The 22,484-nt window shown below is 55.4% G+C and carries 24 protein-coding genes and 1 pseudogene; 15 read left to right on the top strand and 10 right to left on the bottom strand.

Annotated features, from left to right (window positions below; all coding sequences use genetic code 11):
* Window positions 1-3: 3 nt before the first annotated feature.
* The 3 genes from ACTF5F_RS12790 to ACTF5F_RS12780 are packed head-to-tail and all read right to left on the bottom strand — an operon-like array spanning window position 4 to window position 2,608.
* Window positions 4-948: a tyrosine recombinase gene (locus ACTF5F_RS12790; protein ID WP_438957259.1), complete on the bottom strand. Its 945-nt coding sequence runs from the start codon at window positions 946-948 to the stop codon at window positions 4-6.
* On the bottom strand, window positions 945-2,459 hold the full coding sequence (locus ACTF5F_RS12785) for a hypothetical protein (protein ID WP_438957258.1): 1,515 nt from the start codon (window positions 2,457-2,459) through the stop codon (window positions 945-947). Before ACTF5F_RS12785 ends, ACTF5F_RS12790 begins: the two co-directional genes overlap by 4 nt.
* On the bottom strand, window positions 2,456-2,608 hold the full coding sequence (locus ACTF5F_RS12780) for a hypothetical protein (protein ID WP_438957257.1): 153 nt from the start codon (window positions 2,606-2,608) through the stop codon (window positions 2,456-2,458). Before ACTF5F_RS12780 ends, ACTF5F_RS12785 begins: the two co-directional genes overlap by 4 nt.
* A 154-nt stretch (window positions 2,609-2,762) precedes the next feature.
* Between ACTF5F_RS12780 and ACTF5F_RS12775 the strand changes: the two genes are divergently transcribed.
* Window positions 2,763-3,332 (top strand): shikimate kinase, encoded by a 570-nt coding sequence (locus tag ACTF5F_RS12775; RefSeq protein WP_438957256.1) that lies wholly within the window; start codon window positions 2,763-2,765, stop codon window positions 3,330-3,332.
* On the top strand, window positions 3,329-4,441 hold the full coding sequence (gene aroB, locus ACTF5F_RS12770) for a 3-dehydroquinate synthase (RefSeq protein WP_438957255.1): 1,113 nt from the start codon (window positions 3,329-3,331) through the stop codon (window positions 4,439-4,441). The genes ACTF5F_RS12775 and aroB overlap by 4 nt, the downstream gene beginning before the upstream one ends.
* 14 nt (window positions 4,442-4,455) lie before the next feature.
* Here the strand turns inward: aroB and ssb are convergent, their stop codons facing one another.
* A complete protein-coding gene (gene ssb / locus ACTF5F_RS12765; RefSeq protein WP_438957254.1) occupies window positions 4,456-4,929 on the bottom strand; it encodes a single-stranded DNA-binding protein in 474 nt (157 codons plus the stop codon).
* 140 nt (window positions 4,930-5,069) lie between these two features.
* Here ssb and ACTF5F_RS12760 point away from each other — a divergent pair, with 140 nt between their 5' ends.
* Complete coding sequence (locus ACTF5F_RS12760; RefSeq protein ID WP_438957253.1) at window positions 5,070-5,654, top strand: lytic transglycosylase domain-containing protein; 585 nt, start codon at window positions 5,070-5,072, stop codon at window positions 5,652-5,654.
* Window positions 5,655-5,703: 49 nt separating this feature from the next.
* On the opposite strand, the gene ACTF5F_RS12755 is transcribed toward ACTF5F_RS12760, so the two are convergent.
* The 5 genes from ACTF5F_RS12755 to miaA all read right to left on the bottom strand — a co-directional run bounded on the left by ACTF5F_RS12755 (window position 5,704) and on the right by miaA (window position 10,766).
* Window positions 5,704-6,789 (bottom strand): quaternary amine ABC transporter ATP-binding protein, encoded by a 1,086-nt coding sequence (locus ACTF5F_RS12755; protein ID WP_438957252.1) that lies wholly within the window; start codon window positions 6,787-6,789, stop codon window positions 5,704-5,706.
* On the bottom strand, window positions 6,743-7,663 hold the full coding sequence (locus tag ACTF5F_RS12750) for an ABC transporter permease (protein ID WP_438957251.1): 921 nt from the start codon (window positions 7,661-7,663) through the stop codon (window positions 6,743-6,745). The genes ACTF5F_RS12755 and ACTF5F_RS12750 overlap by 47 nt, the downstream gene beginning before the upstream one ends.
* An 86-nt stretch (window positions 7,664-7,749) precedes the next feature.
* Window positions 7,750-8,766: an ABC transporter substrate-binding protein gene (locus tag ACTF5F_RS12745; protein ID WP_438957250.1), complete on the bottom strand. Its 1,017-nt coding sequence runs from the start codon at window positions 8,764-8,766 to the stop codon at window positions 7,750-7,752.
* 221 nt (window positions 8,767-8,987) lie between these two features.
* Window positions 8,988-9,812, bottom strand: coding sequence for a helix-turn-helix domain-containing protein (locus ACTF5F_RS12740; RefSeq protein ID WP_438957249.1), 825 nt, complete (start codon window positions 9,810-9,812; stop codon window positions 8,988-8,990).
* Window positions 9,813-9,881: 69 nt separating this feature from the next.
* Entirely contained in the window at window positions 9,882-10,766 is an 885-nt protein-coding gene (gene miaA, locus ACTF5F_RS12735) for a tRNA (adenosine(37)-N6)-dimethylallyltransferase MiaA (RefSeq protein WP_438957248.1), read from the bottom strand.
* Window positions 10,767-10,902: 136 nt separating this feature from the next.
* On the opposite strand from miaA, the gene pyrH reads away from it, so the two are divergent.
* The 12 genes from pyrH to lpxB all read left to right on the top strand — a co-directional run bounded on the left by pyrH (window position 10,903) and on the right by lpxB (window position 21,842).
* Window positions 10,903-11,628 carry a UMP kinase gene (gene pyrH, locus ACTF5F_RS12730; RefSeq protein WP_438957247.1) on the top strand — a complete coding sequence of 242 codons (726 nt, stop codon included), beginning with the start codon at window positions 10,903-10,905 and terminating at the stop codon, window positions 11,626-11,628.
* 138 nt (window positions 11,629-11,766) lie between these two features.
* Window positions 11,767-12,330 carry a ribosome recycling factor gene (frr, locus tag ACTF5F_RS12725; RefSeq protein WP_438957246.1) on the top strand — a complete coding sequence of 188 codons (564 nt, stop codon included), beginning with the start codon at window positions 11,767-11,769 and terminating at the stop codon, window positions 12,328-12,330.
* Window positions 12,331-12,354: 24 nt separating this feature from the next.
* Window positions 12,355-13,074, top strand: coding sequence for a polyprenyl diphosphate synthase (gene uppS / locus ACTF5F_RS12720; RefSeq protein WP_438957245.1), 720 nt, complete (start codon window positions 12,355-12,357; stop codon window positions 13,072-13,074).
* A gap of 56 nt (window positions 13,075-13,130) precedes the next feature.
* Window positions 13,131-13,877 carry a phosphatidate cytidylyltransferase gene (locus ACTF5F_RS12715; RefSeq protein WP_438957244.1) on the top strand — a complete coding sequence of 249 codons (747 nt, stop codon included), beginning with the start codon at window positions 13,131-13,133 and terminating at the stop codon, window positions 13,875-13,877.
* A gap of 136 nt (window positions 13,878-14,013) precedes the next feature.
* A complete protein-coding gene (gene rseP / locus ACTF5F_RS12710) occupies window positions 14,014-15,342 on the top strand; it encodes an RIP metalloprotease RseP (RefSeq protein WP_438957243.1) in 1,329 nt (442 codons plus the stop codon).
* Window positions 15,343-15,406: 64 nt separating this feature from the next.
* Window positions 15,407-15,532, top strand: a complete 126-nt coding sequence (locus tag ACTF5F_RS12705) for a hypothetical protein (RefSeq protein ID WP_438957242.1) — start codon at window positions 15,407-15,409, stop codon at window positions 15,530-15,532.
* A 127-nt stretch (window positions 15,533-15,659) separates the two neighbouring features.
* Window positions 15,660-17,972, top strand: a complete 2,313-nt coding sequence (gene bamA / locus ACTF5F_RS12700; protein ID WP_438957241.1) for an outer membrane protein assembly factor BamA — start codon at window positions 15,660-15,662, stop codon at window positions 17,970-17,972.
* A complete protein-coding gene (locus ACTF5F_RS12695; protein WP_438957240.1) occupies window positions 17,972-18,529 on the top strand; it encodes an OmpH family outer membrane protein in 558 nt (185 codons plus the stop codon). Before bamA ends, ACTF5F_RS12695 begins: the two co-directional genes overlap by 1 nt.
* Before the next feature lie 64 nt (window positions 18,530-18,593).
* Window positions 18,594-19,055 carry a 3-hydroxyacyl-ACP dehydratase FabZ gene (gene fabZ, locus ACTF5F_RS12690; protein ID WP_438957239.1) on the top strand — a complete coding sequence of 154 codons (462 nt, stop codon included), beginning with the start codon at window positions 18,594-18,596 and terminating at the stop codon, window positions 19,053-19,055.
* The gene (gene lpxA / locus ACTF5F_RS12685; protein WP_438957238.1) at window positions 19,052-19,834 is read left to right on the top strand and encodes an acyl-ACP--UDP-N-acetylglucosamine O-acyltransferase; all 783 of its coding nucleotides are present in this window, start codon (window positions 19,052-19,054) and stop codon (window positions 19,832-19,834) included. The genes fabZ and lpxA overlap by 4 nt, the downstream gene beginning before the upstream one ends.
* Window positions 19,834-20,715 (top strand): LpxI family protein, encoded by an 882-nt coding sequence (locus ACTF5F_RS12680; RefSeq protein ID WP_438957237.1) that lies wholly within the window; start codon window positions 19,834-19,836, stop codon window positions 20,713-20,715. The genes lpxA and ACTF5F_RS12680 overlap by 1 nt, the downstream gene beginning before the upstream one ends.
* Window positions 20,706-21,842: a lipid-A-disaccharide synthase gene (gene lpxB / locus ACTF5F_RS12675; RefSeq protein WP_438957236.1), complete on the top strand. Its 1,137-nt coding sequence runs from the start codon at window positions 20,706-20,708 to the stop codon at window positions 21,840-21,842. Before ACTF5F_RS12680 ends, lpxB begins: the two co-directional genes overlap by 10 nt.
* 54 nt (window positions 21,843-21,896) lie before the next feature.
* On the opposite strand, the pseudogene ACTF5F_RS12670 reads toward lpxB, so the two are convergent.
* Window positions 21,897-22,484: pseudogene (locus ACTF5F_RS12670) on the bottom strand (hypothetical protein); the annotation flags it as partial.

Raw genomic sequence — 22,484 nt, 5'->3', positions numbered from 1 at the left:
GGCTCATTTTTTGTCTGAGGCTTTGGCCAGCGGATGATGTGTCATCACCAATTCGGTCAGGTGTTCATCCAAGACATGCGTGTAAATCTCTGTCGTGGCGACGTCCGCGTGCCCAAGCATAGTCTGGATCGCCCGCAAATCGGCACCACCCGCCAGCAAATGCGTGGCGAAGGCATGGCGCAATGTGTGTGGGGTTACTTTGTCGATCGGCACACCCGCTTTTGCAGCGATTTCTTTGATAAGGCCAAAGAAGCGGTGCCGTGTCAGGTGCCCTGATTTGCCGCGAGAGGGGAACAAGAAGCGAGATTCAGGATGTCCTACGGCTTTTTTTTTGTCTTCTTCTGCGTCCCGCTCTGCCAAATAGGCGACCAAGGATTCCCGGGCTGGCGGTGAAAGGGGCACCATCCGTTCCTTGCCGCCTTTGCCGCGAACGAGGATCATCCGGGGATCGCCGCGTGCCGCAGATACGGGCAGCGTGACAAGTTCTGTCACCCGCATGCCGGTCGCGTAGAGCAATTCCAGTAAACAGGTGTTGCGCAAGCTTGCCTTTCCCGTGTCCCGTGAAGCTTTGAGAAGGGCAGCAACCTCGTCCACCGAAAGTGTCTTGGGCAGCGATTTTTTCTGCCCCGCCACTTTGATCTGGATGACTGGGTTGTCCTCGCGCCAGCCTTCTTCAAAAGCAAACCGGAAAATCTGCTTGATCGCAGACAGACGCCGCGCGCGCGTGGAGGGGGAGAGCCCCTCGGTATCGCAGGCAATCATATAGTCTTCCACATCCGTTTGAGCGACGGTGGCGAAATGCTGTTTGCGATGGTCGAGCCAGCCCGCGAAATCTTTCAAATCACGACCATAGGCCAGCAGGGTATTCTGCGCCGCATCTAATTCGGCGGCTTGAGCCTCCAGAAAGCTTTGGATCCAATGGTCCATCGGATGGGTGGCCGCGCTCATATCTCAGTATCCAGTATCAGAACCTGTAGGCCGATTTGGCGGGCGACGTTCTCAAACCCAGCCTCTTGAAAGAAGACAATGACCTTGGTTAGCGCATCTAAATCACCATCCAACCCATCCTCCGCCATGACAAGTGCTAACAAGATGGCTTCGCCCAGACGCCCTTCTTCCATGACAGTTGCGAGCCCTTCGTCACCGCCCGCTCCGTTGAACGCCGCTTGAATAGCGATCGCTATTGGGTCCGATGCCATCACTTCTTGTGGTCGACCTTGACCCAAGGCCGCAAGGTATGGATTGCTCATGGATCGTGCCGGTGGTGTGTGCCCTGCGAGCAGCGCGATCTTTTCCGCTACAGCAGCGGCAGGGCCCCGCAGCCGTTGATCTGCCAGCCAGTTGCCGACAAGGGCCGCAAATGTCGTTTCAGCGCGAATGGCCTGCATGCCGTCCCAAACGGTTGGCAAATCGCGGGAGACTTTGCGGGAATTGCCCGTACGCAACGCTGCGTCGAGTTCCTGAAAGGCTGCGACGCGATCCCAAACGCCACCGGACGCAGAGGCACGTTTTGATGTGTAGAGGCCTTGAAGCAGGTTTGGGTCCAGCGCGTTGTGTCGGGCCAAACGCTCCGCCGCGTCAAGTTGCGCTTTCCAGCCTGATGTGTCGCGCAGGTCGGCGTGTGCAAAGGCGAGTGGCAAATCTTGTGTGGAAAGCGTTTCACCAATTGCTTCGCGCATCCGAAAAACCAAAGGTGTCACACGGCTTGGTGGTGGAAGCTCTGCATTCAATTCGATGACTTCAGGGTCGAGGAAAAGGCTGATCAGAACATCATCTTCGTCCGAAATATCCCCCAGCGCTCTGCGCGTATTCAACGTCAGCGCCGCCGCTGCCCAATCGCCGGATCGTGCAAGACAAAAGATGCGCGCCGGATATGTGGGTGCGACATCCGGGCGTTGGTCCATCACGCGGCAGGCATCATCTTCGGTGCCAAGAAGAAGTGTGACGTCGAAATAACGTTGGAAAAGCTCCGGCGTTTCCGGTGTTGCTGCTTGAAGGAGGGCTTCTGCTTCTTGCAACTTTCCCAAAGACAGCAAGCTGTCCACACGGGCGAGGAAAAAGCGCCCCTCTGCCGTTGATCCCAGTGGGGCATCTGCCTGCGCCAAAAGCAGTGTGGTCAGGACATCGTTCAGCACGGGCAAGCTGGGCGCTGACATGTTTGAGATCAACGTGATGAGGTCGTCTTCATTGCTGCGTGCCCAAAGAGCAGATGGAAAATCAGTTAAACTTGGTGACAGAATGCCCAAGGCATTGGGTGACGGCGCATCAAGTGATGTGACAGCCACAGGCGGAGGGGTCGCGCTTGTCGCCGTTGGCGGGCCAATCGGGTCTGCCTCCTCCGGTGCCATTCGCACGCTGTCCGACAGCCAATCGATCGCCGATAGGGGCTGATCCTGACCCATTGCGACCGATGACCAGACTGCCACAGCAAACGTGAAGGCGGGCAGGGCGCGCATCATTCGGTTTCCAGCACCACCGGTTGATTGAACTCCGACGTGGGGGCTGCAAAGTCAGCAGGAAAGAAGATTGGACCGAGGTATGCGTAACCAACCAGCACGACAGCCGCGATCAGGCAAAGAAAAAACAGTACTTTGATCAATCGCCACATATTGGGAGCCCCATCTTCTTATCTGCACACTTACTGTGTTTTCGCCAGTTATGTTGTCTTTATATATGGCCTTTTTCGCAAGTTCACGGCATTCATTGAAAGAATTTTTCCTTAGGCGATGTGCAGCCAAGCCAACAGGGGGCCTTACGTGTCCATGACCGTTGAAAATGAAGATGCAAAATTGACCTTGCATCGCTCGGTCGTGCTCGTGGGCATGATGGGGTCGGGTAAGACGGCCATCGGGCGTGCGTTGGCCAGCAAATTGAACGTGCCGTTCCTCGACAGCGACGCTGAAATTGTCGAAGCCGCCCAGACCAGCATTGCAGAGATTTTCGAACGGGATGGCGAAGCCTTTTTTCGGAAACGGGAGGCGGAGGTGATCGAGCGCCTGATTTCAGGGGAGCCTTGCATTCTGTCCACAGGCGGTGGGGCGTTCATGTCGGAAGGCAATCGCAAGACAATCGAAGAAAAGGGTGTCTCTGTTTGGCTGAACGCGGACCTCGACCTGCTGTGGGAGAGGGTGCGCCACAAGGACACGCGGCCTTTGCTATGCACCACGGACCCGTATCAGACGCTTTCCCAGATTTTTGCAGAACGGACACCAGTTTATCAAAAGGCAGTGTTGTCGCTGCCGGTGCAAGATGGTGCAAGCATTGATGAGACCACTGATCAAACAATCTCACTGTTGCTGACACGGCCAGAGATTTTGGAGCGCATGGAATGACTGAGACGGTGCATGTGAATCTACCAGGTCGGGAATACGACATTGAAATCGGCGCTGGAGTGCTGGACCTCGCTGGAGCCCGCATCGCAGCGATAGGCGGTCGGGGGCACGTGGCGATCCTCACCGATGAAACGGTCGGTGGCCTCCATGCAGCCTCGCTTCAAGAAGTGCTGCGCGGTGCTGGCTTGACGTCTGATGTGCTTGCTTTGCCAGCGGGCGAAGCGACGAAAAGTTGGCCGCATCTTGAACGGTCAGTCGAATGGTTGCTTGAGCAAAAGGTAGAGCGGGGCGATGTCGTCGTCGCTTTTGGCGGAGGGGTCATCGGCGATTTGGGCGGGTTTGCCGCTGCGATCTTGCGGCGGGGCGTCCGGTTCGTGCAGATCCCAACATCTCTCTTGGCGCAGGTCGACAGTTCTGTTGGTGGAAAGACGGGGATCAATTCGCCGTCTGGCAAGAACCTGATCGGCGCGTTTCATCAGCCAAGCCTTGTCCTTGCCGATACATCGCTTTTGAATACGCTGCCCAAAAGGGATTTCCTCGCTGGCTACGGCGAGGTTGTGAAATATGGGTTGCTTGGGGATGCTGAGTTCTTCACGTGGCTTGAGCAGTATGGCCCAGCCCTCGCTGAAGGTGACATGGATGCCCGCGTGCGGGCCGTGCGCCGCAGTTGCGAGATGAAAGCCGATATCGTTGAACGGGATGAGAAGGAGCAGGGCGACCGTGCGCTCCTCAATCTTGGGCACACCTTCTGTCACGCTTTGGAAGCGGCCACGGGTTATTCAGATCGGCTTTTGCATGGCGAAGGGGTCGCGATTGGTTGTGCTTTGGCGTTTGAACTTTCGTCCCGCCTTGGCCTGTGCAGTCAAGAAGACCCCAGTCGGGTCAGACAGCACCTGAAACAAATGGGTATGAAAACAGACCTTTCCGACATACCGGGTTACTTGCCGGATGCCGACACACTCCTTGCTCTGATGGGACAGGACAAGAAGGTGGTCGCGGGTCAACTTAGGTTTATCTTGTCGCGGGGTATTGGGCACGTCTTCATCACATCCGACGTGCCAAAAGATGCTGTCCTAAGTATGCTAAACGACGCACTCGCGCAGCGATAGGCGTCCCACTCTATTTAGAATGGGATTTCGTCGTCCATATTGCTGCCGCCGCCGCCGTTGGATGGACCGCTGTCATAGCCGTCACTGTCACCGCCATAGCCGCCGCCACTGTAACCACCGCCATCACTGCCGTCGCCGCGACCATCCAGCATCGTCAGTGTCGAGGTGTAAGGGCGCAGAACAACTTCGGTTGAATAGCGGTCCTGACCGGATTGGTCCTGCCACTTGCGGGTCTCTAGCTGACCTTCAATGTAGACCTTAGAGCCTTTGCGCAGATACTGCTCCGCCACCCGCGCGAGTGGTTCAGAGAAAATCGCGACCGAATGCCATTCCGTCTTTTCGCGGCGTTCACCGGTGTTCCGGTCTTTCCAATTCTCCGACGTCGCGATGCGCAGGTTGCAGACCTTGCCACCATTTTGGAACGTCCGCACCTCTGGATCACGACCCAGATTGCCGATGAGAATAACCTTGTTCACTGATCCCGCCATATCGGCACCCCCACGAATCTTCTTTTGGTTTGGAATAGAATAGGGATGCCGGAACATAGTTAACAGAGCCTTTACCAAGCTTGAGCTGGTTATTCGAAAAGAAACGGCTAAATTGAGCGCCAACAAAAGGGGGATGCCGGATGAAGTCCGGGCTTTGCGCTGGAGTGATCGTGACGCTCGCAACAACGGCAGTGGCGCAAGAAACCGTGTCGACACGGTCGCGCACCGCCCTTTTTCAAAGCCAGCTGGACGTTCTAGATGGTCGCGCCGCTGACCAATACAACAGCTCAATTCGCCTACAGCCGCCAAAGATCGTCGTGCCCGGTGCGCCGGGGTCCATTCCGGCCTATGTTGGACGTTACAACGGTCCCTACATCCAGATGGCCGAAACCGCCGCGCGAGCGAACGGTATTCCTGTCGATCTGTTCTTGCGACTTGTTCAGCAGGAAAGTGGTTGGAACGCGCGGGCGAAGTCCCCGAAAGGCGCGCTGGGTCTGGCACAACTGATGCCATCAACGGCGCGATATCTGAGCGTCGATCCCCACAATGCTCAGGAAAACCTTGAAGGGGGTGCGCGATATTTGCGCGAGCAATATCAAAAGTTCGGCAATTGGCGGTTAGCGCTGGCGGCCTACAATGCTGGTCCCGCAGCGGTGGAGCAATATGGCGGCATCCCACCCTATCGAGAGACACGAAATTACGTCTCAGTCATTCTTGGTTACTAACGATAAATGGCGCCTCGCGGCGCCATTTATCTTTGGGTGAAAGCTAATCTTAACGGTAACTCTCGATACCTTTTTTCTCACCTTCAGGCTTGGCGATGGCCGCGATCATGTCAGCCAAGGTTGCGACACCAACTTTGTCACCATCCTGCGTGACCGTCGCTGTCGTGACGTCGGCGTTTGAGATGATCTGCAACGCATCCTCAATCGTCGTGTCATGCGGCAGAACACATTTGCTTTTCGATGTGCCCTTCTTTGCCACGGTGCCAACTTCCAACACTCGGGAGCGGTTGATCTCCTGAATGAAGTCGCGGACGTATTCGTCTGCAGGGTTCAAAACGATTTCCTGAGGCGCACCTGCCTGAACAACTGCCCCATCCCGAAGGATACAGATGTTGTCGCCAATCCGCAGCGCTTCGTCCAAGTCGTGTGTGATGAACACGATCGTCTTGTGAAGCTCCTCCTGCAGGTCAAGCAACACGTCCTGCATGTCCATCCGAATGAGCGGGTCGAGGGCGGAGAACGCCTCGTCCATCAGAAGGATTTCGGCATCCGTTGCCAACGCACGGGCAAGACCCACACGCTGCTGCATACCGCCCGAAAGCTGGGCAGGATAGCGATCCTCAAACCCTTTCAGGCCCACACGTTCCAGCCATTTCTGGGCACGCGGCACGGCATCCGCATCAGGAACACCCTGAATCTTTACGCCATACATGCAGTTCTCAATAATGGTGCGGTGCGGCAACAAGCCGAACTTCTGGAACACCATTGACGCCCCAAAGCGCCGGAAGTGCTGAAGCTCGTCCGCTGACATCGACAGAACGTCTTTGCCATCGACAAGGATTTCACCAGCCGTTGGATCGATCAATCGGTTGATGTGGCGGATCAGGGTGGATTTGCCGGACCCCGACAAACCCATGATGACCTGAATTTTCCGTGCTGGAATATCAACGCTCACGTTCTCCAAGCCAAGGACGTGGCCGTGATCTGCAAGGAGTTCCGCCTTGCCGACGCCGTTCTTGACCTTTTCAATCTGCTTGGTGCCGTTTGGACCAAAGATCTTGTACAGGTTCTTGATTTGGATTTTGAGATCAGACACCGTGGCCTCCTTCGCGGTGTTTCTGCAACCGCTTACCATAGGCTTGAGACACACGATCGAAGATGATCGCAATCGCAACAATCGCGAGTCCGTTAAAGACGCCAAGCGCCAAGTACTGGTTCGAAATTGCGCGCAACACGGGCGTACCGAGGCCGGAGCCCCCAATCATCGCCGCAATCACAACCATACCCAAGGCCATCATGATGGTCTGGTTCACACCCGCAAAGATGTTTGGAAGTGCGAGGGGGATTTGCACGCCCCACAGTCGCTCTCTTTGCGAGGCACCAAAGGCGTCAGCGGCTTCAAGGACTTCCTTGTCGACCAATCTGATGCCGAGGTTGGTCAATCGCACGATCGGCGGGATTGCATAGACCAACACCGCGAGGAGAGCAGGGGCCTTACCAATACCCAGCAACATAACCACGGGGATCAAGTAAACAAAGGCGGGGATGGTTTGCATCAGGTCAAGGATTGGCACAATCGCCCCTTGAACGCGGTCAGACCTCGACATCCAAATGCCGATGGGGATGCCAATCACGATACACATGATCGTCGCGACCGAGACCATGGCGAGGGTCGTCATAGTGTCTTCCCACATGTCGAGCCACCCAATCAGGAATAAGGCTGCGACCACGCCGAGGGCGAGTTTGATGCTTCGTGAGCCAAGATACGCAAGCGCCGCAGCAGCCAGCATGAAGATCGGCCAAGGTGTGGCGAGGAAAACGTCCTCGAGCCAAAGCAGGAACCACTTGAGCGGGTCGAAGATTGCCTCGATCCATTCGCCATTCTCACGGGTGAAGTCCCTAAATGTTCCGTCGATGCTCTTTTTCACGTCCCTGAGGGCTTGCCGCCCCATGACTGGAGGCTCGATCCAGTTCAACTTTTCGAAATCGACAATGCTCGTCGAAGCCATGATGTTCCCCTTTTCCCCTTAAAAAAGGTTCAAAAAAAGGGCCCGCCAGCCAAAGGAAAGGCCGGCGGACCCCCTATCAAGTCAGCTTAAAGTGCGGCTTCGATTTTTGCCGCTGCTTCGTCTGATACCCATGTCTTCCACAGGTCTGAGTGACGCAGCAGGAATTCGATAGCAGCATCTTCGCCACCAGCCTGTTCGTCGGCCATGTAAACCAGCATGGAGTTCATGATTTCACCAGGGAAGATGCGGTTGGAGAAGTAATCAACTGCAACGCCGCCAGCCTGCTTGAACTCGTCTGTGATCACTGTGTGAACTTCAGACTTTGTCCATGCGGATGGCTGTGGATCAGCACACTCCTGCTCTGGCTTCACGATGCAGCCGTCCCAGTTGTCTGCTCCAGCAAATGGCACACCGAAGTCAACGAGCTGCATGTTGTACTTGCCGATCAGAGCAGTTGGCGACCAGTAATAACCAAGCCAGTTCTCACCGCGCTCTGCCGCTTTCGCCATAGAACCGTCGAGACCTGCTGCGGAACCTGGATCAACCAGAACCCAGCCTTTTTCTTCCATGTCGAATGCACGGAACAGGTTAGCGTTTGCCAACTGGCAACCCCAACCTGCTGGGCAACCGATGAACGCGCCTTTGGACGGATCTTCGGAGTGTGGGAATAGGTCCGGACGCTCAAGGATTTTCACAACTGTGTCGAGCTCTGGATAAGCTTCCTTGAACGCAGGTGTCACCCACCAGCCTTCACCGAGGTCTGTAATCGGTCCTTCGATAGCGGAGTGCAAACGACCTTCGTCCATAGCAGCAAAGAGCGGCTCACGCACAGCGTTGATCCAAAGCTCACCAGCGACGTCTGGCTGTGCTTTTTCGTTCATGGATGCGAATGTTGTTGTTGTCGCGCCTGGAACCAGCTCAACGTCGCAGCCGTAGCCGTTCTCAAGGATGAATGCGTCAACGTTCGCCATCAGTTCGCCTGATGCCCAGTTCCATTCAGCAATTTGAACTTCACTGCAAGCGTACGCAGCTGTAGACATCGACATAGACGCAGCCAGGATTGTCGTGCCGAGGGCTGGCAACGCAATTTTCGATAATTTCATGTCATTTTCTCCCTGTGACATATTGAATGGGTTTCTTTCTTGGAGGCTGACATTGCATTTTTGCGACATCAGCCGTTGTTCCCATCGTCGCCTATTCCGCACGTTTTTTGTGCGCAGGTCAACGGTATGATGAGAAATTCGACGTTGTTTTGCGACCAATCAAGGGCGCAAAAGCGACATTTTCTGGTTTGGATCCCTTTTTACTCATTAGATCGTGATACCTACGGCTTCGATTGCCCGCCAAATTTCCGAAATTGAGACGGTGAACGGCCTGCTTTGCTCTGAAACGCGCGGCTAAAGTAAGCAGCGGAGCTAAAGCCAAGCGACGAGGCAATCTGGTTTACGGGTTGTTTTGTGTCCCTGAGCAGGGAGCACGCTTCAAAGTGTTTTCGATCCGTCAGCAGTTCCAACGCAGAACGGCCACAGGTGACATTGCAGCACCGCGTCAAGTGCGTCGGCGTCACGCCAAGCGCCGCTGCATAATCGGCAACACCTATTTTGGATCGGAAGTCACGCTCAACAAGATCGGTGTAGGCCGCAACGACCCGCGCCGCCGACGTGTGCAAGCGATCGTCTTGCTGAAGGTCGCTGTGCGCATCGAGCTGACGCTCTAAAAAGACGGACACCAGCCCGAGCTGGTAATGCGCCGCGCGGCGACTTGCATCAGTGTTGGTTGACAGTTCGCTTTCCAAACCATCCAATAAGCTTGCAAAGTCTTTCTGTACCGCGACATCTCTCAGACGGAGGTGTGCCGGCTCATCCGGCCATTCCGGTGCCATTGCAGCGGGGATCGTCAACATCTGTCCAAAGACGGTCGGGCCCAATGTGTAGCCGTACATCGTCTTGGCTGGAATGAAGATCACGTTGTTGGGGCCAAAGCCACGTGTCAGCCCTGCAATGGTGATCCGGCCCTGACCTTTGGCCACAAACAGCAGTCGGGGCGTGGAATGGCTGCGCATCGCTTCCGTCCGCCATTTGCCCGCTTTTGGGTTCATAGCAATCGGAGCAAGCGACAGAACCTGGTTCAAGTCTTCAGTGGCAATCATTTGGCAGCAGCACCTCGCGTCGGACACAACGATAGACCCTGCGCTTGCACAAAAACAACTGAATTATCGTTACAAAAGCGTGATGGCTGTGGATAAAGCTGTGGATGACAGATCGATCTGGTGCCAATTGGCCATGCGTTTACGGAACCAAGTCCGCTGCCGCTTGGCATATTGACGGGTCGCAATTACGGTCGCGTCTCTTGCGTCGTCGAGCGAAAGCTCCCCTTTGAGATGGGCAATCAATTCTGGCGCGCCAATGGCTTTCGATGACGGGTGCGTTTGGTCCCAGGTGGGGAGCATGGCTTCTGCTTCCGCAAGCGCACCTTGGTCTAACATCATCGCAAATCTTTGTTCTATGCGCGGCGTCAACCAGCCCTTGGGCGCATTTAACAGGATCGGCACCGTATTGGTCAAAGGCAGCAATGGGGGCGGGGTGTCATCTTGCCATTCCGCCAGAGACCGTCCCGTCGCTGTCAACACTTCCCAAGCCCGCTTAACCCGTGCGCGGTTTTGAATGTCGATCCGGGCGCGAGTCTCCACATCAATACCATTCAGTAATTCGGTGAGGGTGAGGTCATTTCCCCGCCGCCGTACATCAGTTGGAGTCTCAGGGATGGCAGCCAAGCCTTCTGTGAGCGCCGTAAAATAGAGACCGGTGCCGCCAACAATGATCAGCCGTTTATCCAAAAAGGGCTCCACCTCACGCAGCCAATCACCCACCGAATAGGGCTGATCGTATGCCACATGCCCGTAGAGCAGGTGAGGGCAACGTGCGAGGTCAGCGTCGTCAGGTCGCGCCGTGACAATCCGCCAGCCATCATACACCTGTAGTGCATCCGCATTTACAATGAGACCGCCCTGTGCCTCGGCAATCATCAGCGCCAATGCAGATTTTCCCGATGCCGTTGGCCCAGCAATCAGAACGTGTTTGTCAGACGGAATTTCAAGCGTCATGTGAAGTCAGACGATCCAATCAGTTTTTGGCATTTCTTGGTCAATTCAGGCAAATCGCCCAAAATTCAGACCATTGAACTTTCCGCATCATTCCGACATTTTGCGCAGCAATGAAAGCATATACCGTGGGGGCCCTATGAGCGCGACATCTGAAACCACCTACCAACGGGTTATGCTGAAGATATCGGGCGAGGCCCTGATTGGCGACACCGGTTTCGGGCTTCATCCACCAACTGTTGAGCGCATTGCCCGCGAGGTGAAGACCGTTCACGACATGGGTGTCGAGATTTGCATGGTTATCGGCGGGGGCAATATCTTTCGCGGATTGCAAGGCAGCGCGCAGGGGATGGAGCGGACAACAGCCGACTATATGGGCATGTTGGCCACGGTGATGAACGCGCTTGCGATGCAATCCGCGCTGGAAGGTCTGGGTATCCACACCCGCGTTATTTCTGCCATTCCAATGGATCAGGTGTGCGAACCCTACATTCGTCGCCGTGCGGTGCGCCATCTTGAAAAGAAGCGTGTTTGCATCTTTGCCGCTGGTACCGGCAACCCCTATTTCACGACCGATACAGCCGCCACGCTCCGCGCCAACGAAATGAAGTGCGAAGCGATCTTCAAAGGCACCAAAGTCGATGGTGTTTATGACAAAGACCCCGCAAAACATGATGATGCGGTGCGGTTTGACCAAATCAGCTATGACGAAGTGCTGCAAAAGCACCTTGGTGTGATGGACGCCTCCGCCATCGCGCTTGCCCGTGACAACCACCTTCCGATTGTCGTCTTCAGCCTCGATGAACCCGGCGGGTTCCGTGGCATCTTGGCCGGCGACGGAACGTATACGTTTGTTCATGATTAGGTGAGATACCGCTGACGTATCGGCCTTCGCGCAAAGCCTGCTGCATCTTTGGGGCAGAGCTGCGCTATACAAAGGTGAGGTTTTCGCCTAAACGGGGACTAAACGGGGCGCAACCGCCCAGAAGACAGAGCAGAAGACATGGCTGACGATTTTGAGCTTGATACCGATGACCTGACCCGCCGTATGGAAGGTGCCATCAGCAATTTGCGCACGGAATTGGCGTCTTTGCGGACGGGACGTGCATCTGGTGCTATGTTAGAGCCGGTCATGGTAGATGCCTACGGCTCTATGACACCGATCAACCAAGTCGGAACCGTCAACGTGCCGGAACCTCGTATGGTTACGGTCAATGTTTGGGACAAGGGTCTTGTTGGGAAGGTCGAAAAGGCGATCCGCGAGAGCGGTCTTGGCATCAACCCACAGCTTAACGGCACGATAATTATGCTGCCAATCCCAGAGTTGAACGAGGAACGCCGCCGCGAGCTGGGCAAGGTTGCGGCGCAATATGCTGAGTCTGCACGGGTTTCCATCCGGAACCTGCGCAAAGACGGCATGGATCAGATTAAGAAAGCCAAAGCTGACGGCCTGTCCGAAGATGACCAGAAATTCTGGGAAGACGAGGTTCAGGATCTCACCGACGCTCACATTAAGGTCGTTGATCAAACACTTGATATTAAACAGGAAGAAATTATGCAGGTGTAACCTGTTCCAATTGAAAGGTCGTTCATGACCAAGATGGAAAAAATAGAACCCAACCACGTTGCCATTATTATGGACGGCAACGGTAGGTGGGCCCAACAGCGGGGCAAGCCGCGGCTCTTTGGTCACCACGCAGGGGTCAAGCGGGTCCGTGAAATTGTGGAATGTTGCCCAGACTATGGCGTGAAATACCTGACGATTTTTGCCTTCTCGACAGAGAATTGGAAGCGCACGCAGGCGGAAGTGGCCGGGCTGATGCGTCTCTTTCGGCGCTATATCGAACGCGAAGCGCGGGCTTTGCTGGAAGATGGCGTGCGTGTCCGGTTCATTGGCGATCGGATCAAGCTGGATGAGAAGCTGGTCGCGCTCATGGACAATCTTGAGCTTCTGACTGCTGGCAATGACAAAGTGCACCTCACAATCGCCTTGAATTACGGTGGACGAGATGAAGTCACCCGCGCGGCCAAACGTTTGGCCTATGAGGTTGAGCAGGGTCGGCTGAGCCACAATGATGTGGATGCGGAGACGCTCTCTGGGTTTCTGGATACACATGTTTTGCCGGACCCTGATCTTGTTATACGCACAAGTGGCGAGGCACGGATTTCAAACTTCCTCCTCTGGCAGTCTGCATACGCGGAATATGAATTTACTCCGATTTTGTGGCCAGATTTTTGTGCCGATGATTTCGGAGAGATTGTATCGTCCTATGGCTCGCGTGAGCGACGCTTTGGCGCAGTCATTGCCTAGGCATGGAAAACACCTCGACGACCTCAAGAAAATGGTCTGACCTTCGCGTCAGATTGATGTCTGCCGCTGTCATTCTGGTAGTCGGGCTGAGTGTGCTCTTTGCTGGCGGGATTTGGTTTGAGATCATGGTGGCTTTCGTCGCGGGTCTCGCCATTTGGGAACTCGCTCGCATATGCGCGCCAAGTCTGCCCAACGTCGCTGTCGCGCTTGGCGTTTTATCCGCTGCAATCTTCTCTTTTCAGCAGGATTCGATTGGCATGTTGCGGATCGAGCTCTTCTTGATCGTTCCTATTGGTGGCACTTTAATAATTTGCCGGATGCCTTTGTTATTCTTGCTTTTTTCTCTGGCTATTGGATTTGCCACCTTCGCACTTGCTGATTTTCGCAACGCGTATGGTGTTATTTGGATTTTCTGGGTGATCTTGGTGATTATCGCCTCTGACACGCTGGGGTATATCTTTGGCAAGATGCTCGGCGGGCCAAAGTTCTGGCCGCGGATCAGCCCCAAGAAAACATGGAGCGGGACAATAGCGGGCTGGGTAGGTGCTGCGATTGTTGGTACCGTTTTCTATCTCCTCGGATATGCGCAGCCGATTGCTATTTTGGTCTCAGTCTTGATCGCCTTTGCTGGTCAAATGGGTGATATCACGGTCAGCGCGTTGAAACGGCGCGCTGGGATTAAAGACAGCTCCGACCTCATCCCAGGACATGGCGGCATCCTTGACCGGTTTGATGCGATGCTGGGTGTCTTCTTGGGATTGGGACTTTTAGGACTTCTCAACGGTGAAATCCTGGCATTCTGACGGTATCCGCCAAAACACATTCACCAACGAAACAAAATGTTAGCACAGGGCTAGCTGCAAATTGTCTAATTCGTATTAGGTACAGCACGAAAACAGGCGTAGCTCGCCGAGATGCATCAAGTTAAGGACCTCTGCTTTGGATCTTTCTCAACTCCTGACGATGACCGGCAACAGTGCCTACACCCTCGTTGTCTTTGTTGTCGCTCTTTCCGTGATTGTCGCGGTCCATGAATACGGTCACTACATCGTCGGCCGTTGGTGTAGCATTGACGCGGATGTGTTTTCCGTGGGGTTCGGGCCTGTTCTGGCGTCCCGTGTCGACAAACGCGGGACCAAGTGGCAGCTCGCGGCGATCCCGTTTGGGGGCTTTGTCAAATTTGCAGGTGACAAGAACGCGGTCAGTGTTGGCGGTGTCGAAAACCTTCCGCCAGAGGAGGCGCGCCGTACGATGATGGATGCACCGCTTTGGGCGCGGTTGGCCACGGTGGTTGCGGGTCCGGTGGCAAATTTCATCCTCGCGGTCCTGATCTTCGCAGGCTACACGCTGGCGCAGGGGCAAACGACAGAAAAGGTGATTTTCGAACAAGCGTTTGATCTGCCTGCTGGTTTTGAATCGGAACTTCTGCCGGGGGATGAGGTTGTCTCCGTCGATGGGATCCTGATTGGCTTGTCGGGCGAGGACAGCGTCGATGATCTGCCGACGTCTCCGCAGCGGACCTATGTTGTTGTGCGGGACGGCGTGGAAATGGAAGTCAACGGGCCCAACCTGTTGGTGCCCCGTGTTGATCGGCTTTTCCCGCGGTCGGCCGCAGATGACGCCAAGCTCAAGATCGACGATGTTATTGTGGCAGTGGACCGCGTGCCAACCTACGCATTTGCCGACATTGTCACGGCGGTTGAAGCGGTCGAAGGCGCGCCCATCCTGCTCGATGTTTGGCGGGAAGGTGAGATTATCGAAGTTGAACTTTCACCTCGTCGCGTCGACAACCCATTGCCCGATGGGACGTTTGAAACCCGTTGGATGATCGGGATCGGTGGCGAATACTTTTTTGAGCAGCAGCGCGAAAGTGTTGGAGTTTGGGAGTCTGTGACATTTGGCTTCGATCGTCTTTGGTTCACCATCAAGATGTCGCTCAACGGATTGTGGGAGGTCATCACGGGTGGCATCTCAAGTTGCAATATTTCTGGTCCTGTTGCGATTGCACAGGCCAGCGGATCGATGGCGTCGCAAGGCGCGGGGAGCTACATCCTCTTCATTGGGATGATCTCCGCAGCGATTGGGCTCTTCAATCTGTTCCCAGTTCCGGTTCTGGACGGTGGCCATCTGGTGTTCTACGCATATGAGGCGGTGACACGACGCAAGCCGGATGGAATGGCGCTACAGGTTTTGATGTTTTCGGGGCTTGCGCTCATCGGCTCGCTAATGGTGTTTGCCCTGCTAAACGACCTTGTTTTGTGCCCATAAATCGCAATCTGTCACACTTTTGCCCTAATTGGGCGGTATCTTTTTCCCATTAAGGAGAAAACCGATGCAAACAATCGCCGCAGGTTACAAAGGATTCACCGTCCTGATGCGTCTGAATTGGGACCGGATCATTTGCACAGGCGTCGTGATCGGCGCGCTGTATTTGGGCGCAGATATCGCCCTCATTTAAGACCGCTTCAAAAGCACGAGCAAAGCCTTGCAAGCGTTTCATTTGGTGCGCTTCTTCGTTTTGACATCCCCTTATTCAGCCGATACGTTCAACGACATCTGGGGAATATAAAGAAATAAGGCACAAAATGACCTCTTTTCTAGGACGCGCCTTGGCGCGACTTTCAAGCATATCACGTCTGCACTTTTCAGTTTTTATTCTTTGTATTTCGACCCTTGCGGGTCAAACTGCATCAGCGCAAAGCTTCACGTTTTCCAACGTTTCCGTCGACGGCAACTTGCGCGTTGAAGACGGAACAATCCTGACGCTTGCGGGAATCAGCCGCGGTCAAACAGTGACCGCAGGGGAGCTTAACACAGCGATCCAAAACATCCGCGCCTCAGGGCTCTTTTCCAGTGTCGATGTCACCCCACGCGGCAGTACTTTGGCTATCACAGTGGTGGAGCGTCCAACAATCAACCGGATCAACGTTGAAGGTAACGATCAGGTGCGTGATACCGATCTTTTGGCGGTTGTTCAATCTCAGCCCCGCCGCGTCTACAGTCCCGCACAGGCGGAGCGTGATGTTGCGGCTATAACCGAAGTTTACGTCGACAGGGGCCGCATCAACGTTGCCGTGACGCCAAAGATCATCGAACGACCTGACAACCGTGTTGATCTGGTATTCGAAGTCAACGAAGCGGGCGTGACAGAGATTGAGCGCATTTCCTTTGTCGGCAACCGCAGCTATTCCGAGCGCCGCTTGCGCCGCGTTCTTGAAACAAAGCAAGCAGGTTTCCTCCGGGTGCTCGTTGGTCGGGACACATTCGTCCGTGACCGCATCGCGCTCGACCGGCAACTCTTGACCGATTTTTACCAAGCTCGTGGATACGTCGATTTTCAGGTTTTGAACGTCGATGCCGCGTTGACGCGAGAACGGGATGCCTTCCTCATTACCTTTAATGTTCAAGAGGGGCAGCAATATACTTTCGGCAACATAAGTGTTGCGTCTGACATTGCAGAGGCGGATGCCGCAGAATTCCAAGGGGTCACAAAGACCCGTCCGGGATCGGTCTACACGCCGGTTGCTTTGGAAAATGATATCTCGCGGCTGGAGCGGTTGGCGACACAGCAGGGCATTAGATTTGTCCGTGTCGAGCCGCGCGTCAGCAGAAACGACCGCGATTTGTCATTGGACGTCGAGTTCGCATTGGTTCGGGGCGAGCGCATCTTTGTCGAACGCATCGACATTGAAGGCAACAGCACCACTCTTGACCGCGTCATTCGCAATCAGTTCACGACTGTTGAAGGGGACCCATTCAATCCGCGTGAAATCCGCCGCTCTGCCGAACGGATCCGTGCTTTGGGCTTGTTCGCCAATGCGGAGGTGAACGCACGCACAGGGTCGACCGAACAGCAAGTGATCGTCGATGTTGATGTCGTCGAAGCCCCCACAGGCTCGCTCTCATTCGGTGCCAACTACAATTCGGACACTGGCTTTGGTTTGCTGGCGACCTACAAACAGCTCAACTTTCTTGGTCGGGGCCAGTCGTTGAACTTCCAAGTTTCTACCAGCGAAAACAACCGCGTCTTATCCTTCGACTTTGCAGAGCCACGGTTCCTTGGCCGCGACCTGCGCTTTGCCTCTAGCCTTGATTACCGCACAACAGACAACGAAAACGCGCTCTATGACACGGAAACGTTCAGCTTCCGTCCCAGCATTGCGTTCCCCGTTTCCGACAATGGCCGTTTGAGCGTCTCCTATGAATTGGGATCAACTGACATCACCGACGTTGATCCGGACGCAAGTATCGTGATCGCGAATGAAGCCGCCCGTGGTGCCGTCGTTACCAATGCGGTGGGCTACACGTACAGCTATGACACACGTCGGACGGGTCTGAACCCAAATGCTGGTGTTCTGCTTCGCTTCGGTCAGGAGTTTGGGGTCGGCGACTCTGACTTTATCAAAACCACAGCGCTCGCTGCTGCAGAGGTGAAGGTTTTCAATGAAGAAATCACTCTTCGTGCAACGATCGAAGGCGGCTCCCTGAACTTTGCGGACAACAACAGCCGCGTGACGGACAGGTTCTTCCTTGGCAGCCGCATCATGCGCGGGTTCGAGGCTGGGGGTATTGGCCCACGCGACGCAGATTCCGGCGATGCTTTGGGCGGCAACAAATTTGCCGTGGCGCGGCTGGAAGCTGAATTCCCGCTCGGCTTGCCTGAGGAATACGGCATTTCGGGTGGCTTGTTCGTCGACCACGGCTCAGTCTGGGATATTGGCAACGACTACGGCGCTGAAGTTCTTTACAACGACTACACCGCTCGGACCGTCGCAGGTGTGTCCTTGTTCTGGCGCACGCCGCTCGGCCCACTGCGTTTCAACTTCTCCGAGCCGATCGACATGCAGTCCGAGGACATAGCCAAAAACTTCGACGTTACGATCTCGACCAGCTTCTAATGCAACAGCTCATTCGCGCCACTGCGCTCTGCCTTGTAGCCCTGATGGGGGCTCAAGGTGCATCGGCGCAGTCCTCAAATGGCACGGCGACAGATCAGCATGTGTTGGTCGTCAATCTTGAACTGCTGTTTTCCAATTCGATCCTTGGTCAGAGGATCAAAGCGGACCTTGATCGTGTTGCCCGTGACGCGCAGCAAGAGAATGACAGGCTTCGGATCGAGCTTGAAGCCGAAGAACGCGCCCTGACCGAGCAGCGCGAGCAGATGAGCGTAGAGGATTTTCGTGCCGCTGCGCAGGCTTTTGACCAGAAGGTCCAATCTATCCGAGCGGAGCGGGACGCCAAGGAAGTTGAGATTGCGCAAATGCAGCAATCGGCTCAGGCGCAGTTCAACGCTCAGGTGCGCGATGTTATCGGTCAGGTGATGTTGGAACGGGGTGGGGCGGTCGTTCTGGATGGTCGCTCGATCTATCTTGCCCGCTCCAGTGTCGATATCACCAATGATGTGATCGCACGCCTCAACGCACTCACACAGCAGGCTGAAGAGCAGGCGGAGTGATAGGCTTGCTCGGCTGGCTTGGCCTTGCTAGTCAACACTAACAGGCACTAAGAAAGACAAGATCATGGGCGCACCGACCAAAGCCGATATTCACCTTATTCAAAAGATCATCCCGCATCGCTATCCATTCCTTTTGGTAGATAAGGTGCACAGCATTGATGGAACGTCTTCGGCCATCGGTATCAAGAACGTCACGATGAATGAGCCTCACTTCCAAGGGCACTTCCCGGGCACGCCCATCATGCCGGGCGTCACGATCATTGAAGCGATGGCACAGACAGCGGCGGTGATGGTGGGCACGACGATGGGCCTTACCGAAGGCAACCTGCTGATCTATTTCATGTCGATCGACGGCTGCAAATTCCGCCGCAAAGTGATTCCGGGCGATGTGCTTGAGATGAAGATCGAAACAACCCGCGGCAAGCCAGGTGGCAAGGTCTGGCGCTTCAAAGGTGTGGCGACAGTTGAAGGCGAGCTCGCCGCTGAAGGTGAGTTTGCCGCGATGATGGATATGCAAAACGCATGAGAGAGATTCACCCCAGCGCAATCATTGCCGACGGCGCCGACATTGGGGCAGGATGTTCGATCGGCCCGTTCTGTGTGATCGGACCCCAGGTGAAGCTGGGCAAAGGCGTGACACTCAAAAGCCATGTCGTGATTGACGGAAATACCTCTATTGGAGACGAAACGACTGCCTTTTCGTTCGCCGTGATTGGGGAAATACCGCAAGACCTCAAATTTGACGGCGAAGAAACGCGACTTGAGATCGGCGCGCGCAACCGCATTCGGGAACATGTAACGATCAACTCGGGCACCGCTGGTGGCGGTGGCCTGACCAAGATTGGTGACGACGGCCTCTTTATGGCCGGCTGTCACATTGCCCATGATGCGTACATTGGCAATCGTGTGATTGTCGTAAACTCCAGCGCCATAGCCGGACATTGCATCTTGGAGGACGACGTGATCGTCGGGGGTTTGTGTGGCGTTCATCAGTTTGTGCGGATTGGGCAGGGTGCGATCATTGGCGCGCTGTCAATGGTGACGAACGATGTGGTGCCGCATGGCTTGGTCATGGGGCCGCGCGGTGTGTTGGATGGGTTGAATCTCGTGGGTCTCAAGCGGCGTGGTGTCGCGCGGACTGATATCACCGCTCTACGGGCGGCGTTCCAAGCGTTGAAGGATGGCGAAGGCACCTTTCACGATCGGGCGGAGCGCCTCAAAGATGAGGTCAAAAGCCCCTACGTCCAGCAGATGGTAGATTTCATCCTTGGCAACACAGACCGCAACTTCTTGACGCCGCGCTGATGCTTGCGATTATTGCAGGCACCGGAAACCTTCCTGCTACGCTTTTCCGCAGGTTGTCGCAGCAAGGACCAGCGCCACTTGTCTGTGCTTTGGACGGGTTCACGCCTGAAATCGCACCGCAAGTCGTTTTCCGGATCGAACAGCTTGGCAGCTTTCTTGCCGAGCTCAAGACGCGCGGTGTGATACAGGTGTGTATGGCAGGCGCCGTGCGGCGGATGCCCATTGATCCAAGTGCGATTGATGAGATGACGATGCCGCTGGTGCCGCGTCTGCAAGCGGCGCTCGCCATGGGCGACGATGGCACTTTGCGCGAGATCATCAAGATTTTTGAGGAGCATGACCTGACGGTCATCGGCGCTGCGGAACTCCTCCCTAATTTGCTACCCCCCGAAGGCATTTTGACCAAGGCCCTTCCAAATGCGCAGGCGGAAGAGAACGCGCGTGTTGGTGACAAGACACTGCAACAGATGGGTGCCGCGGACAGTGGCCAAGCTTGTATCGTCAAAGACGGTAAGGTGTTGGCGGAGGAAGGACCGGACGGCACTGACGCTATGATGCGCCGGTTCATGTCCTCCAAAGATGCTGGCGCGGATTTGGGTCCGTTGGAATTTGTCGATGATCTCGTGTCCTCCGCTGCAGACTGGCTCTCCGGTCAAGCGGGAACTGCAAAGGGCGGGATTCTTTTCAAAGGCCCCAAGCCGCACCAAGATCGCCGCGCGGACCTTCCTGTCATTGGTCCTGAGACCGCCCGCAATGTGGCTGCGATTGGGCTGGCCGGCATCGTGGTGGAAGAGGGTGGTGTAATGGTGCTCGACCTGCTGCGGGTCTGTCAAATCCTCGACGCTGAAGGGTTGTTTCTCTGGGTTCGGTCATGGGACTGAAGGTTTTCCTGATCGCGGGAGAAGTGTCCGGCGACAAGCTCGGCGGTGCGCTGATGTGTGGACTGAAATCCCTGACGGATGTTGAGTTTTCTGGCGTTGGTGGTCCGCTGATGGAGGCTGAGGGTCTGACCAGTCGCTTCCCGATGACGGAACTCAGCCTCATGGGGCTGGTGGAGATTTTGCCGAAATATCGGGCGCTCAAGGCACGTATCCGTGAAACGGCGGATGCGATCGTTGCGCAGCAGCCTGACGTCCTCATCACCATCGACAGCCCAGATTTCTGCCTGCGGGTGGCGCGGCTTGTGAAAGGGGCATCCAATATCAAAACCATCCACTGCGTTGCACCGACCGTTTGGGCGTGGCGCTCCGGCCGTGCGGCGAAGATGGCGAGATACATCGACCATGTTCTGGCGCTGTTTCCTTTTGAGCCACCGTTGATGACGGCCGAGGGCATGGGATGTGATTTTGTTGGCCATCCGATTGTGGCTGAACCTGTTGCAAGCGCGGCTGAGGCCGCTGCGTATAGAGCGTCCCTTGGTTTGACAGAAGGTGACCCTTTGATCCTTGCGCTGCCGGGCTCGCGAAAGGGGGAAGTCGCGCGTCTGTCTGATCGGTTTGGCGGCGCATTGTCCAAAGTCACCGCGCACCACATAGATGCACAGATCGTCGTACCGTGTGCTGCGCCCGTTTACGAACAGGTTCGCGATAACACGGCCCGATGGAGCGCAAACGTTCATCTTATCGCCCCTAACGACCCGAACAAGCGCGTGGCTTTCAAAGCTGCCGATGTTGCTTTGGCTGCTTCGGGGACGGTTTCGCTCGAACTCGCCGCCGCACAGACGCCGATGGTCATTGCCTACGACATGAAATGGCTCAGCCGCGTGATCATCTCTCGCATGCTCAAGGTGGATACAGTGACGTTGGTCAACCTCGTTTCCGAAACCCGCGCTGTGCCGGAATTCATCGGCGCAGACTGCACACCAGACAACATCGCAAAGGGGCTTTTGGACGTCCTCGCATCGCCCAACACTCAAAACGACGCTATGGACCTGACGATGGAGCGGCTTGGAAGGGGTGGTGAGGCTCCGGGACTGAGAGCCGCAACAGCAGTGCTCGCGACCCTCTAACAAAAAAGCCCCAGCAAAAATGACCGGGGCTTTCTAATTCGTAGGTAAAACTCTTTAGAAAGAGTAGCCGACCTTAACACCAACGCCGATCGCGCTGTTGTCGGAGAAGCTTGCGATGCTTGTGTCTGCGTCGCCAACCATAGTGTAGCCAACACCGCCGGAGATCTCCATTCCGTTGCCCATGTCATATGAGCCACCGATCTGGATGCCGATGGAGCCGTCAGTCGGAGCGAGGTTGCTCGCTTCGCCGCCGTTTGCTTTCTCGTAACTGATGGAGATCGAGCCTGCGAGTTCATCAGTAAAGCGACGTCCAACACCGATCTTGTACGAGATTGAGTCATCATCGAAGCCGATCAATGGGTTCGCTGGGTAGAACGCGCTGTTAATGTTGATAGCGGAGTTCTCAGAGTAGCGAACCTGACCGAAGACCAATGTGTTTGCTGCGACGCCGGACTGGAAATCTAAAGTCAGCGTCTGTGGCATCGTGTACTCTGTTGGAGCAACTGCTGCATCAGGCACGCCAGTCAAGTGAGTGACGTGGGAAAACTCCAATTCAGATGTGTATGTTAGTGCAACGCGGAGCGCAATCTCTGGTTTCTCGTACGCAGCACCGAGGATGTAGCCAGTTGCTGTGTCGGCATC

The sequence above is a fragment of the Cognatiyoonia sp. genome (assembly GCF_965661665.1).
Lineage (GTDB): Bacteria > Pseudomonadota > Alphaproteobacteria > Rhodobacterales > Rhodobacteraceae > Cognatiyoonia.
Note: the sequence above shows the minus strand (reverse complement) of the source record. Positions and strands in the feature narration are given on the sequence as shown.